The 13,500-nt window shown below is 64.4% G+C and carries 12 protein-coding genes; 9 read left to right on the forward strand and 3 right to left on the reverse strand.

Annotation, left to right across the window (positions count from 1 at the left end; all coding sequences use genetic code 11):
• Window positions 1-185 precede the first annotated feature (185 nt).
• From CRO48_RS12815 to CRO48_RS12855, 9 genes are all read left to right on the forward strand, one after another.
• Window positions 186-1,190 carry an ABC transporter ATP-binding protein gene (locus tag CRO48_RS12815; protein WP_097139828.1) on the forward strand — a complete coding sequence of 335 codons (1,005 nt, stop codon included), beginning with the start codon at window positions 186-188 and terminating at the stop codon, window positions 1,188-1,190.
• A complete protein-coding gene (locus CRO48_RS12820; RefSeq protein ID WP_097139830.1) occupies window positions 1,187-2,137 on the forward strand; it encodes an ABC transporter permease in 951 nt (316 codons plus the stop codon). Before CRO48_RS12815 ends, CRO48_RS12820 begins: the two co-directional genes overlap by 4 nt.
• On the forward strand, window positions 2,127-2,942 hold the full coding sequence (locus tag CRO48_RS12825) for an ABC transporter permease (RefSeq protein ID WP_097139832.1): 816 nt from the start codon (window positions 2,127-2,129) through the stop codon (window positions 2,940-2,942). The genes CRO48_RS12820 and CRO48_RS12825 overlap by 11 nt, the downstream gene beginning before the upstream one ends.
• Before the next feature lie 30 nt (window positions 2,943-2,972).
• Entirely contained in the window at window positions 2,973-4,400 is a 1,428-nt protein-coding gene (locus CRO48_RS12830; protein WP_097139834.1) for a gamma-aminobutyraldehyde dehydrogenase, read from the forward strand.
• A 113-nt stretch (window positions 4,401-4,513) separates the two neighbouring features.
• A complete protein-coding gene (locus CRO48_RS12835; RefSeq protein ID WP_097139836.1) occupies window positions 4,514-4,687 on the forward strand; it encodes a DUF1328 domain-containing protein in 174 nt (57 codons plus the stop codon).
• Window positions 4,688-4,872: 185 nt separating this feature from the next.
• On the forward strand, window positions 4,873-7,059 hold the full coding sequence (locus CRO48_RS12840) for a TonB-dependent siderophore receptor (RefSeq protein WP_097139838.1): 2,187 nt from the start codon (window positions 4,873-4,875) through the stop codon (window positions 7,057-7,059).
• 100 nt (window positions 7,060-7,159) lie between these two features.
• On the forward strand, window positions 7,160-7,819 hold the full coding sequence (gene fhuF, locus CRO48_RS12845; protein WP_097139840.1) for a siderophore-iron reductase FhuF: 660 nt from the start codon (window positions 7,160-7,162) through the stop codon (window positions 7,817-7,819).
• A 1-nt stretch (window position 7,820) separates the two neighbouring features.
• Window positions 7,821-8,924 carry an ABC transporter substrate-binding protein gene (locus CRO48_RS12850; protein ID WP_407071926.1) on the forward strand — a complete coding sequence of 368 codons (1,104 nt, stop codon included), beginning with the start codon at window positions 7,821-7,823 and terminating at the stop codon, window positions 8,922-8,924.
• A 258-nt stretch (window positions 8,925-9,182) separates the two neighbouring features.
• Entirely contained in the window at window positions 9,183-9,704 is a 522-nt protein-coding gene (locus CRO48_RS12855; protein WP_097139842.1) for a hypothetical protein, read from the forward strand.
• A gap of 43 nt (window positions 9,705-9,747) precedes the next feature.
• On the opposite strand, the gene CRO48_RS12860 is transcribed toward CRO48_RS12855, so the two are convergent.
• The 3 genes from CRO48_RS12860 to CRO48_RS12870 all read right to left on the reverse strand — a co-directional run bounded on the left by CRO48_RS12860 (window position 9,748) and on the right by CRO48_RS12870 (window position 13,451).
• Window positions 9,748-11,292 carry a trimethylamine methyltransferase family protein gene (locus CRO48_RS12860; RefSeq protein WP_097139970.1) on the reverse strand — a complete coding sequence of 515 codons (1,545 nt, stop codon included), beginning with the start codon at window positions 11,290-11,292 and terminating at the stop codon, window positions 9,748-9,750.
• A gap of 409 nt (window positions 11,293-11,701) precedes the next feature.
• The gene (locus CRO48_RS12865) at window positions 11,702-12,931 is read right to left on the reverse strand and encodes an aromatic ring-hydroxylating oxygenase subunit alpha (protein WP_097139972.1); all 1,230 of its coding nucleotides are present in this window, start codon (window positions 12,929-12,931) and stop codon (window positions 11,702-11,704) included.
• Between the two features lie 43 nt (window positions 12,932-12,974).
• Window positions 12,975-13,451, reverse strand: a complete 477-nt coding sequence (locus CRO48_RS12870) for an HXXEE domain-containing protein (RefSeq protein ID WP_097139845.1) — start codon at window positions 13,449-13,451, stop codon at window positions 12,975-12,977.
• Window positions 13,452-13,500: the final 49 nt, after the last annotated feature.

Consider the following 13,500-nt stretch of genomic DNA (forward strand, 5'->3'; position numbering starts at 1 on the left):
CCCTCCCCCTGATGGCGAGGGTGGCCCGACAGGGCCGGGAGGGGTTTGCAAAGAAAAAGTCCCCTCCCCAACCCTCCCCACAAGGGGGAGGGAGACCGTTTCCATGTGCCGCTCAGATCCCGGTCATTCACCGAGGACTGCCGCATCGTGCCGTACAAACTGTTGCTACCCGGAGTTCGACGCCCATGACCACCGCCGTCCTGTTCGACAAGGTATCCCGCCATTTCGGCGCCGTGCGCGCCGTCGATAGCGTCGACCTTGCCATTGTCGAGGGCGAGTTCTTCGCCATGCTGGGGCCGTCGGGTTCCGGCAAGACGACCTGCCTGAGGCTGATGGCCGGCTTCGAGCAACCCACAGACGGGCACATCGAGATCTTCGGCGAGACGGCGGAGGGCGTTCCCCCCTACCGGCGCAACGTCAACACGGTGTTCCAGGACTACGCGCTCTTTCCGCATCTCTCGATCCTGGAAAACGTCGCCTACGGCCTGATGGTCAAGGGCGTGGCCAGGGAAGAGCGGCTGAAGGCGGCCGAGGCAGCGCTCGCCATGGTCAAGCTGCCGGGCTACGGCACGCGTCGGCCCGGCCAGCTCTCCGGCGGCCAGCGCCAGCGCGTTGCGCTTGCCCGCGCGCTCGTCAACCGTCCGCGCGTCCTGCTCCTCGATGAACCGCTCGGCGCGCTCGACCTGAAGCTGCGCGAGCAGATGCAGGAGGAACTGAAGACACTACAGAAATCGCTTGGCATCACCTTCGTCTTCGTCACCCACGACCAGGGCGAGGCACTGTCGATGGCCGACCGCATCGCCGTGTTCAACGACGGAAAGATCCAGCAGCTCGGTACTCCCGAGGAGGTCTACAAACGGCCGCAGACCCGCTTCGTCGCCGATTTCGTCGGTTCCTCCAACGTGCTCTCGCCGATCTTTGTCAAGAGGCTCGGCTATCCCGCCCGCTACGCCAGCCTGCGCCCCGAGGCGCTGTCGCTCGGTCAAGGCACGGGCGCGCGCAAGACTGTGACCGGCAGGCTCGTGGCCACGAATTTCCTCGGCGCCTCGAACCGGCTGACGATCGAAGCCGACGAGGGCACGCGCATCGCAGCCATGGTGCCGGCCTCGATTGCCGTGCCTGAGCAGGGCAGCGGCGTCACCCTGTCGTTTGCTGCCGAAGACCTGCACCTGATGGACGACGCGGCATGAGCGCGATTACGGACAACAGCATCCTTGAAGGCCGCTCCGGCACCTTCGGCCGGCTGTCGGATTTCTTCTGGCGCAATCCGAAGATCCTGCTCTTCCTGATGCTTGCCCCGCCGCTTCTGTGGCTCGGCATCGTCTATCTCGGCGCGCTGTTCGCGCTGCTGCTGCAGAGCTTCTTCTCGATCGACGAGTATTCGGGGCTGATCAACTACGAGTTCACGCTGGACACCTACCGCCAGCTGCTGATCCCCTCCAATTTCGACATCATCCTGCGCACTGTGGTCATGGCGGCGCTGGTGACGCTGGCATCCGCCCTGATCGCCTTTCCGATCGCCTACTATGCGGCCCGCTACGCGCGCGGCAAATGGAAGGCCCTGTTCTACCTCGGCGTCATGCTGCCGCTGTGGTCGAGCTACCTGGTCAAGATCTACGCCTGGAAACTGATCCTCGCCAAGGAAGGCATCCTCACCTGGATCTTCGCGAAACTCCACCTGAGCTGGTTGCTCGACGGCTGGCTGTCGCTGCCGATCGTCGGCGGCAACTCGTTGTCGATCAGCTATACCGGCACCTTCATCGTGTTCGTGTATGTCTGGATGCCCTTCATGATCCTGCCGATCCAGGCAGCGCTGGAACGCGTGCCGGGCAACCTGATCGAAGCATCGGCCGATCTCGGCGGCCATCCCGCGCAGACTTTCCGCTACGTGCTGTTTCCCTTGGCGCTGCCCGGCATCATCGCCGGCTCCATCTTCACCTTCTCGCTGACGCTCGGCGATTACATCATCCCGCAGATCATAGGCTCGTCGCGCCTCTTCATCGGCCAGGCGGTCTATGCCCAGCAGGGTACCGCCGGCAACATTCCGCTCGCAGCCGCCTTCACCGTGGTGCCGATCGTCATCATGGGCCTCTATCTCTGGATGGCCAAGAAACAGGGGGCCTTCGATGCGCTCTGACCGCACCACCTCCGCGCCTCTCGGCCTGAAGATCGCAGCCGCTCTCGGCCTATTGTTCCTGCACCTGCCGATCCTGCTGATCTTCCTCTACGCCTTCACCACCGAAGAAAAGAGCTACCAGTTCCCGCCGCCGGGCTACACGCTGCAATGGCTCTCGGTCGCCTGGAACCGGCCCGACGTCTGGCAGGCGCTCGGACTTTCCGTCCGCGTCGCCTCGATCGCCACCGCGATCGCGCTGGTGCTCGGCACGCTCTGCGCCGCCGCCGTCAGCCAGACGCGCTTCTTCGGCCGCGAGACGATTTCGCTGCTGGTCATCCTGCCGATCGCCCTGCCCGGCATCATCACCGGCATCGCGCTACGCTCCGCCTTCTCCGTTGCCGAGATCCCGTTCTCGTTCTGGACGATAATACTCGGCCACGCCACCTTCTGCGTCGTGGTCGTCTACAACAATGCGGTGGCGCGCTTCCGCCGCGTCTCGGGCTCGCTGATCGAGGCGTCGATGGACCTCGGCGCCGATGGTTTCCAGACCTTCCGCCATGTCATCCTGCCCAATATCGGCACGGCACTTCTCGCCGGCGGCATGCTGGCCTTCGCGCTGTCATTCGACGAAGTGATCGTCACCACCTTTACCGCCGGCCAGCAGCAGACGCTGCCGATCTGGATGCTGGAGGAACTGGTGCGGCCGCGCCAGCGCCCGGTGACCAACGTCGTCGCCATGTTCGTGGTGCTCGTCACCCTGCTGCCCATTCTCGCAGCCTACTACCTCACCCGCGAAGGCGACCAGGTCGCCGGCGGCGGCAAATAGAACAACGAATTGGACCAAGGGAGATTCCTGATGGACACGCAGATGCTGATCGGCGCACGCTTCGAAGCCGGCACGGAGAGCGAGGAACACATTCTCAACCCCAAGACGGGCGAGACGGTCGCCGACCTGCCCGAAGCCACGCACGCCCAGATCGACGCCGCCGTCGATGCCGCCGAAAACGCCTTCCGCGGCTGGTCGATGACGACGCCCGGCGAACGTTCCGCCTATCTTCTGAAGATCGCCGACGCGATCGAACGCGACGCCGACGGCTTTGCAGCGCTTGAAGCGCTGAACTGCGGCAAGCCGATCAACGCCGTCCGCAACGACGAGATTCCGGCGATCGTCGACTGCTGGCGTTTCTTCGCCGGCGCCGTTCGCTCGATGACGGCGACGGTGGCGGGCGAATACCTCCCCGGCCACACTTCGATGATCCGTCGCGATCCCATTGGCATCGTCGGCTCGATCGCGCCTTGGAACTATCCGATGATGATGATGGCGTGGAAGCTGGCGCCGGCGATCGCAGGCGGCAACACCGTCGTCTTCAAGCCGTCGGAGCAGACGCCGCTTACGGCGCTGAAGATGGCGAAGCTTCTGGCCGACATCCTGCCCGAGGGCGTCGTCAACATCGTGCTCGGCCGCGGCGAGACGGTGGGCAACGCCCTGATCAATCACCCCAAGATCAACATGGTCTCGATCACCGGCGACGTCGCCACCGGCAAGAAGGTGCTGGCCGCTGCCTCGAAGACCGTCAAGCGGACCCATCTGGAGCTCGGCGGCAAGGCGCCGGTCATCGTCTACGACGACGCCGATCTCGAAGCGGTGGTGAACGGCATCCGCGCCTTCGGCTATTACAATGCCGGCCAGGACTGTACCGCCGCCTGCCGGATCTACGCGGAAAAGGGCATCTACGACAAGTTCGTCGCCGAGCTTTCAGCCGCCGTCGCCACCATTCGCTACAACCAGACCGACGATACCGAAAACGAGATCGGCCCGCTGATCTCCAAACGCCAGCGCGATCGCGTCGCAAGCTTTGTCGAGCGCGCAGCCGACGTAAAGCACATCGAGATCACCACCGGTGGCGCGCCCGGCAGCGACAAGGGTTTCTTCTTCCAGCCGACCGTTGTCGCCGGTGCAACCCAGGAGGACGAGATCGTCCGCCGCGAAGTTTTTGGCCCGGTCGTCTCAGTGACCCGCTTCGAGGGTGAGCAGCAGGCGATCGGCTGGGCCAACGACAGCGACTACGGACTTGCCTCCTCTGTCTGGACCCGGGACATTTCCAAGGCGATGCGGGCGGCCGCCCGGCTGCAATACGGCTGCACCTGGATCAACACGCACTTCATGCTGTGCAACGAGATGCCGCATGGCGGCGTCAAGCAGTCCGGCTACGGAAAGGACATGTCCGTCTATGCGCTGGAAGACTACACCGCCGTCCGTCACGTGATGATCAACCACGGTTGAGAACGCTCCTCTACCCGGCGGGCAAGGCTCGCCGGGCGCCCCCGCTTCCACGGCGCAGGGAACAAATTTCCGTCTCGAACGTATTCCTCTCCGGTTCAAGAGAGGACACTGCAATGCTGAAATGGGCCCTTATTTTTCTCCTGATTTCGCTCGTCGCCGGTTTCCTCGGCTTTCGCGGCGTTTCCTCGGCGGCAGCGACAGTTGCAAAGGTGCTGTTTGCGATCGCTCTGATTCTGTTCCTGATTTTCGTCGTGCTCGCCTTCATGGCAGGAAGCGCGGCACTCTAGCGATTGTCCGGATCTCACCTTTAGGTTGACGATAAAAGACCGCCACCACCTTGGCGGTCTTTTTTGTTGCGCATCGGCAACATCGCCACAAACATGACGTTTGCAGTCATATAAACCTTGCGCAGCGCCATAACATGAGCAGAACAGTCATCTTATCGACTTAGTAACATCATGAGACCTTTCCCATGCCACTGACCTCCTCGCCGATACGCCGCACGATCGTCCTTGCGCTTGCCGGAACCTCCCTCCTGACCCTCTCCCTTTCGGCGCGTGCGCAGGACCAGGCTGCCGCGGCATCCACCGAAGGCACGACGACGCTGGAGGAGATCGTCATCGACGGCGGCAGTGGCGGCGTGATCACGGCAGATGGCTACGTCGGCAAGAGCAGCGCGACCGGCGCCAAGGTCGACACGCCCTTCCTCCAGACCCCGCAGTCGGTGTCGTCGGTCACCAAGGCGCAGCTGGAAGACCGAAACCCGCAGAACCTCATCGACACGGTCGCCTATACCCCGGGTGTCCGCGTCAATGCCTACGGCTTCGATCCGCGCTTTGATTCCTTCTCCGTCCGCGGCTTCGATGTCCTCTACACGGGCGTCTTCCGCGACAACCTGCGCCAGCCCGGCGCCAGTTCCTCGGTCTTCAAGACCGAGCCCTACGGCCTGGAGGGCGTCTCGATCCTGCGCGGCCCCTCGTCCGCCCTTTACGGCGCGACCGGTGCCGGCGGCCTTTTCAACCTTGTCACCAAGCGCCCGACGGAAGAAACGCTACGCGAGGTGCAGCTTCAGTACGGCAGCCACGATCGCTTCCAAGGCCAGTTCGACTTTTCGGGTGCCGTGAACGACACCGATCCGTTCTACTATCGCCTCACCGGACTGGCGCGCAATTCCGATACGGAGCAGGTCGGCGTTCCCGACGACCGGATCTACATCGCCCCCGCCTTTACCTGGCAGCCCGACGACGACACCCGCCTGACGGTTCTGGGCGAATACTCCCGCACCAAGACCGGCGGCACGGCGGCCTATTACTACGACTCCACGGCCGGCAAGGTGACGGACTTCTTCTCCGGCAACCCCGCCTTCAACGATTCCGTGCAGAACCAGGGCCGCATCGGCTACGAATTCGAGCATCGCTTCAACGAGACCTTCACATTCCGCCAGAACGTGCGCGCCTCGACGCTGAATATCGATGCCGACTGGGCCTTCGCCTATGCCCCGAACGCCATCGATCCGACGCTGATCGATCGCAGCGCTGGCACCTTCGATGAACGCCTGTCGGCCATCGTCATCGACAACCAGCTCGTCTCCGAGTTCGAGACCGGCGCCTTCGGTCATACGCTGCTGACCGGCGTCGACCTGATGAAGCTGCGCTACCGCTCGCTGGGCGGCTACGGCGTTTCGCCGCCGCTCGACACCAACGACCCGGACCGCGGCGACCCCGTTGATCCGATCCCGTTCAGCGAGCGCGTGGATCAGGACCAGTGGCAGGTCGGCACATATGTTCAGGACCAGATCCGCTACAACGCCTGGACGCTGACGCTCGGCGGGCGCTATGACTGGGTTTCGACCGACACGGACTCGACCGATCTGCTGGGCGGCACCGTCACCACGCTCGACCAGAGCGACCGTGCCTTCTCCAAGCGCGTGGGCCTGACCTACGAATTCGACTTCGGCCTGGCGCCCTACGCCAGCTATTCGACCGCCTTTGCGCCGAACGCGGGCTTCAACCAGGAAACCGACGCGCCGTTCAAGCCGACGGAAAGCGAACAGGAAGAAATCGGCGTCAAGTATCTGCTGCCCAACAGCAATACCATGCTTTCCGCGGCCCTGTTCAACATCGATCAGGATAACGGCCTGTACTATACGGTCGTCGACCTGCCGACCGGCCCCGCCAACGTCCAGGTCCAGCGCGGCAAGCTTCGCTCGCGCGGCCTCGAGCTCGAGGCCAACACGAGCCTGGACAACGGACTGTCGCTGACCGCCTCCTACACCTATACGGCAATGAAGATCATCGAGGGTCCGGAAGCGACGATCGACAACGACGTTTCCTCCGTTCCGCGCCACCAGGCAGCCCTGTGGGCCTTCTACACCATGCCGGAAGACACCGCGCTCGACGGCGTTGGCGTCGGCGGCGGCGCCCGCTTCATCGGCTCCAGCTACGGCAATGACGAGAACACGATGGAGAATGGCTCCCGCGTCCTGTTCGACGCAGCCCTGCGCTATGACTTCGGCGCCCTGGACAAGAAGATGGAAGGCCTGGCCCTGCAGGTCAACGCCACCAACATCTTCGACCGCCGCGATCCGGTCTGCTCGGCAGGCTTCTGCTACAAGGACCAGGGCCGCACGGTGATCGGCTCTCTCAAGTACACGTGGTGATCCATTGAGCGCTGTCCCTCCCAGGACTGACGAGACCGTCTTCGGGCCGCAAGGCCTGAGGGCGGTCTTTGCCGGTGAGCATGCCTGGTGCGGCGAGAAGATGATGCTGTCTTCCGAGCTGGCAGACGGCATCCCCGTCCGCCAGTTCTTCGAGGGCGGCGCATTTGCCGACGGGCTCGAGACCTATTCAAGGACGCACGGCGTGGATCGCCGTGCCGCCGCCTCGTTCTGGTCGCTGTACTATTTTTCGGCGCTCTCGATCCCTTATGTCGTCGCCCGCCGTGCCGAGCTCGCTCTCCCGATCGGCATCGACGAGATGACGATCGCGCTTGGGGACGACGGGCTGCCGCGGGCGTTCGGCCTGCCGCGTGTCGGCGACTGGTGCGAGATCGGCGCGCCGACGGATATCGCCATGCCTCTCGTGACCGGGCATCTGGGCGAAGTCATCGCCCGTTTGAAGCAGCACGCCGGCATCGCGCCCAAGCTTGGCTGGAACAATGCGGCCGTCTACATCGACTACGCGCTGAACAGCACCTCAACCGATCCCGCCGCCGGCCCGGATCCCTGGCCCGCTCGTGAATTGTTCGAAGAGGCCTGCCTGCCGGATGGGTCGCCCAACCCCTTCAAGGGTTGCCTGCGCCACGAGATGGAAGGGGAGCAGATCCACTGCCGCCGCAAGGTATGCTGTCTGCGCTACATGCTGCCCGGCATTCCAAGCTGCGGCGAACTCTGCGCGCTGCCTGCACAAAGGAAGCATTGACGTGCTGCGAATTGCCACCCTCCTCCTCTTCCTTGTGTTGCTGCCGGTCCATGCCAGCCTGGCGGACGAACGCTGGCCGTTGACGGTGACCGACGCGCTGGGACGCGAGGTCACTATCCCCGAGAAACCAAAGGCGGTTCTGCTCGGCAGCGGCTTCAACCTGATCGCGCTGTCCCTGATCCATCCCGATCCCGTCAACCTGCTTGCCGGCTGGGCCGGCGACATGAAGGGCGACAATCCCGCCATCTACGAGAGCTTCCGCCGGAAGTTCCCTGAGATCGACGATGTGCCGTTGATCGGCGACGGCACCGGCAATTTTTCCTTTGAGGCCATACTGTCGCTGAACGCGGATCTGGCAATCCTCGCCAACTGGCAGGCCGACACCGAGCTTGGGAAACAGGCGATACAGTATCTCGAACAGATCGACGTCCCCGTCGTCGTCGTCGATTTCAACAGCGATGCGCTGAAGAACACCCCCGACAACATGCGTCTCCTCGGCCGCATTTTCGAGCGCGACGAGCAGGCGGAAGCATTTGCCCGCTTCTATGAGGATAGGGTGAAGTTGATCCGCGACCGTGTCGCCGCCCATCCGGAACCCGGCCCGACCGTGCTGATGGATGCCTTTCCCAACGACCAGACCTGCTGCTATGCCTATGGTACCGGAGGCCTGGGGGAATTTATCGGCATCACCGGTAGCCGCAATATCGCCTCCGACCTCCCCCGCCAGGGCGGCGTGGTCAGCATCGAATACATCATCGCTGCCGATCCGCAGGCCTATATCGCCACGGCCTCGCCGGGCGGTACCTACAGCGCATTCTCCGTCGGTCCGGGCGTTCTTCCAGACGAAGCGCGGCAGACGCTGAAGAGCGCGACCGAGCGGCCGGTGCTCGCCGACCTTTCGGCAATCCGGAACGGCCGCGTCTACGGGCTCTGGAACTTCTTCAACGCCGTCCCCCTGAACATCCTTGCCGCCGAGGCCTTCGCCCACTGGCTGCGCCCCGATCTCTTTGCCGACATCGATCCGGAAAAGAGCCTCGCAGAGATCAACGCCCGCTTCGCCGCCGTCCCTTTCGAAGGCGCCTACTGGATCAGCCTGAAGGAGTGAGGGCTTCGCAGGTGGCGGGAAGGCGTGCCTCCCCTGCCACGGCCACCTCATCCGCGTGCCGGCACGGCGGCCCGGCGGAACGTGTCGCCTTCCCAACCCACCCCAGCTGCCACATCACGATTGCGCGATCACATCCCCTGAAGCCCGCTTTACCGGCAATCTGCGCTCCTCCGCTCCTCCGCCATCCCCAATTGCATGATTGCAACGGTCTTTTGGCTTTGCGCGCGGCAGGCTATATGAAGGTTGGGGAGGATCTTGATGATCTGGGCATTCGCAGTCGTCGCCGTCGCCGTTCTCTATCTCGCCGCGCGCTACAAGCGTTTCCAGAGCTGGGTCGAGCCTGTCCTCACCATCACGGTCGCGATCGGGCTCGCGAGTGCGGCCCTGATATGGCTGACGGACAGCCGCAGCGTCACGCCTGAACCGGTCGTCCCCCGCAATGCGGTCGCCCCAGAAGAGATCACGCTCTCCGATATGAAGTTCGCCGTCGGCCAGCCGGTCACGAGCTATCGCGTCACCGGCGTGATCACCAACAACAGCACCGCCACGCTCCAGTCGCTGCGGCTCAGCATTACCCTTGAGAATTGCCCCGGCGGCGTCTGCACACAGGTCGGCACGGACGCCGGACTGGTCGTGGTACGCGTGCTCCCGGGTGAAAGCCAGCCCTTCACCACCTTCGCCGTCTTCACCGGTAGCGACCTGTTGCAAATCACCGACCCGAAGTGGACATGGGTCGTCAGCGACGTGCGCGCGCTGCCGCGTTCGATCCCGGCCCAGTAAGCCGCTGCGACCGGGCCCCAACGTTCCGGCCCACCTGCGATGCTCAGAAGTAGATGCGGAACTTCTCCCGTATCGCCCGGTCGATCTCAGGCTCGAACAGCGGCCCTCCCGCCTCGGCGAGGATCCGGTTCTTCCGCTCGATCGCCTTGGCGACTAGGTCCGGCCTGCCGATCTCCGCCCATTCCTTCGGGCTCGTACGGTCGGCAACGGCCGGATAGACGTACTCCGTCTGCATCAGCGAAAGCGTCTGCGGATCGCCGAGATAATGGCCCGGACCGCCGAGGCAGACCGACCGCATCGTCTCCAGCGAAACCGTGTCCTCGGTGACGTCGATGCCGCGGATGCAACGCTGCACCTGACCGAGCAGGTCGTCGCCAAGCACCAGGCTTTCGAGGCAGAAGCCCAGCAGCGAGGCATGCATGCCGACCGCCTCGTAGACCATGTTGAGCCCCGAGAGACCCGCCATGACATTCGAGATTGCCTGTTCCCAGCCGGCCTGCATGTCCGGCAGCTTGGCGTCGGCGATCCCCGCCGCAGCCCCGCCCGGCAGACCGTAGAACTGGTGCATCTGCGCGCAACCGGCCGTCAGAAGCGCCTGCTCGCCCGAGCCGCCCGACATTGCGCCCGTGCGCAGGTCCGACACGAACGGCCAGGTGCCGAAGATCGCCGGATGGCCGGGCGCCATGGCGTTGACGTAGACGACGCCCGCCAGGCACTCGGCGACCGCCTGTACGATCGCGGTCGCCAGCGGTGCCGGCGCGGTCGCGCCCGCCTGCCCCGCCGAGAGCAGCAGGATCGGCATGCCGGCGCGAATGCAGGCCTCCATCGTGATGCAGCTCTCCTCGGCAAACTTCATCGGCGGCACGACGAAGCAGTTGGAGTTCGACACGAACGGCCGCGCCCGCCACCTGTCCTCCCCGCCCGCCATCATGTGGATGAGGTCGAAGCAACCGGCGACGTGGGAAGGGTCTGAGAAACTGGTGCCGACATGCTTGGAGGTGCCCGCGCAGCAGCCGTAGAGCGTGTTGATGTCCATCAGGAAATTGTCGGCCACGTCCCGGCAGACCATCGCCCGCTGGAAGAAGTGCACGTTGTCGAGGTGATGGACGAGCTGGGCGGCGTTATAGAGGTCCTTTGCGGTCGATTCGCGATACTCCCGCTTCTCGACGTCGACGATGTGCACCGCCGCCCCCGCCGTGCCGTAATAGACCCGCGTGCCGGTCAGTTCGAGGTCGTATTTCGGGTCCCGGCCGTAAAGGGTGATGCCGCGCGCGGCGAGCGCCAGCATGTCCTCGACCAGTGCGCGGGGGAATCGGATCCGCCCGTCCTCGCCGAGGATCGCGCCGGCGCCCGTCATGATGTCGATGCCGGACTTCGGCGCATTGGCCAGCCCGATGTTCTCTAGCGCATCGAGTGCCGCCTCATGGATCCGGCGCACGCCCGCCTCCGTCAACGGCCTGTACTGCCCGCCGGAAAGACCGGGCCGCACAGGGCGGACGTTCTCCGCCAGCGGTGCGGCCCGCATGGCGACGCGCGCGGCACGGCCGCCGGCGCGCCGGGACGTCTGGGTTGCCTCGGTTATGCTCATTGCGCCCTCCACCTGCTGCCGCTTTGCGCGGATATTGACGCGCGAAAGCAGATTCAGAACTTCAATTCCGCTGCATAGTCCCTTGAATTGATTCCATTCCATTCAACCCGACGTCCTCCAGAAACGCCGGCAAGGCAGCACGTTCCCGCTCGCACCTGCAGCGCTGCTTGGCGCGACCGACCCCACAAGCACCGTCCTGCCGGACCCGATCCGGCATCCAGCGCGCGCGAGTCCTTGCGCGCAAGAGGTGCACCTTCTCATGCCGCTGACGCGGCGTAGCTGGACCCCGGATCTAGTCCGGGGTGACGGGCGTGGGTGGCCGCCCGGTATCCATCACAACTTGCCGCCGCGGCTTCGGCGACCGCCCTCAAGCACTGTATGCAACAGGAGCAGGCCCGCGCCTTTTCCCTCACGCCCGGCTGATCTCGTCGAGATACCAGTCGATGTAGCGCAGCTCGTTCTGCTCCATCGGCGCGATCGGGCCGGGCTCGAAGTAGTGCGAGCGCACCCCGCGCGCGGTATGTTCGATGATCGCCTTGTCCTCGTCGGTGGTGACCCTCCACAGCCAGGTCAGCCGGTCGAGGTCATAGTCGCGCCCCGCCTCGGCCTTGCCGTCCACAAGCCAGATCAGTTCCATCTCGCAGGTCTCGGCCGTCTTCGGGATGAAGCGGTAGATCATGCCGTGGTCCGGATAGCAGACGAGGAAGGTGGTGCCGCCGAGGTGGATCGAGGTGACGCCGCCGTCGAAGTCGGCGAAGCGGCCCATCAGCGGCGCCACCGCCGCCCCGTCCTCGCTGCCGCTCTTCACCCCTTCGTAGAGTGCGTAGCGGAAGGCATGGATCGCCTCCTTGCCGTTCTCCGACGTCTGCCAGTGGTTGCCCGAGCCGACCTCGATGCCGAGTGCGCAGGTGCGCTGCTCCATCGCCTGGTTCATCGCCTCGATCATGTGCAGCGGCTGCTCCAGCGCATGGGTCTGAGAGTATTCCGGATGCGCCGGGCCGCAATGGTAGCACTCGACGTAGTTCTCGACCGCGAGCTTCCAGTTGGCATTGATCGCATAGCTCTCCCGGTGTGCGACCCTGGCATTCGCCCAGCCATACTGGCCACAGGTCGCATGCAGGAGATGCTCGACCTCGGTGAAATCGAGCGGCACAGGCGCGAACGAGATGAAGACGAGGCCCTCGACCACCCGCACATGCAGCTTCTTCAGCCCGTGGTCCTCGCGCCTGAACTCCTTCGGCATCAGCCGCGCGGCACGCAGCGCCCCGTCATTGGAATAGGTCCAGGCATGGTAGGGGCAGACGAACACCCGCGCATTTCCCTTGTCCTTGGTGCAGACTTCGGCGCCGCGATGGCGGCAGACGTTCAGCAGCGCATGGATCGAACCGTCTGCATGCCGCGTCAGGATCACCTGCTCATCGGCGATGCGGAACAGCTCGAAATCGTTGGCGTTCGGAATGACGCTCTCGTGGGCGATGCAGTGCCAGTGCCGGCGGAAAACGCGCTCCAGGTCGCGCGCGTAGATGTCCTGGTCGTGGTAGAAGGCGCGCGCCAGGCCATGGCCCGGTCGGTGCTCCGCGACGAGGCGGTCGATCCGGTCGCCGGATGGCGCGTTGACGTCCTTGAGATCGGAAACGATCACCTGAAAGCTCCATGAAACGAGGGGAAAGAAACAAACACGGTCATTTTGCGGCCTGCTGGAAATAGGGTCGCGCCTTCAGGTGCAGCATCACCACCGGATAGGCCATCAGCAGCGCCCCGCCGAGGAAGGCGCAGAGGCCCGTTGCAAAATCGAGGTGCCCCTCGTCTGCCGCCTTCATGAAGATCGCCGTCCCGGCCGGCAGAAACAGCACCACCGCGGTGGCGAGCCCCGGGGAGAAGCGCCCCTTGGTGCGGATCACCGGCAGGATGTGGAAGAACACGGCGTTGATCAGCATCAGTGCGGCAAAGATCAGCGGGACCAGCGGCAGGGTGGGCGCCAGTTGCGCCTGGGCGACGCCAACCGCGATCACCACCGCATTGGTGACGTAGAAATCCGCCCACTCCACCGGCAGCCCGACGACGCTCCGCGCCCAGTTGCGCCAGTCGAACGTATGCTCCTCCATGACGTGGACGGCATAGGCCGCCATCGCCAGCCACGCGAGATCCTGCAAGCTCATCGAAACCTCCAGTCAGCCCGCGTGCGGGCAGCAACCATCGTCGGGAAAC

The sequence above is a fragment of the Rhizobium subbaraonis genome, from assembly GCF_900220975.1.
GTDB lineage: Bacteria > Pseudomonadota > Alphaproteobacteria > Rhizobiales > Rhizobiaceae > Mycoplana > Mycoplana subbaraonis.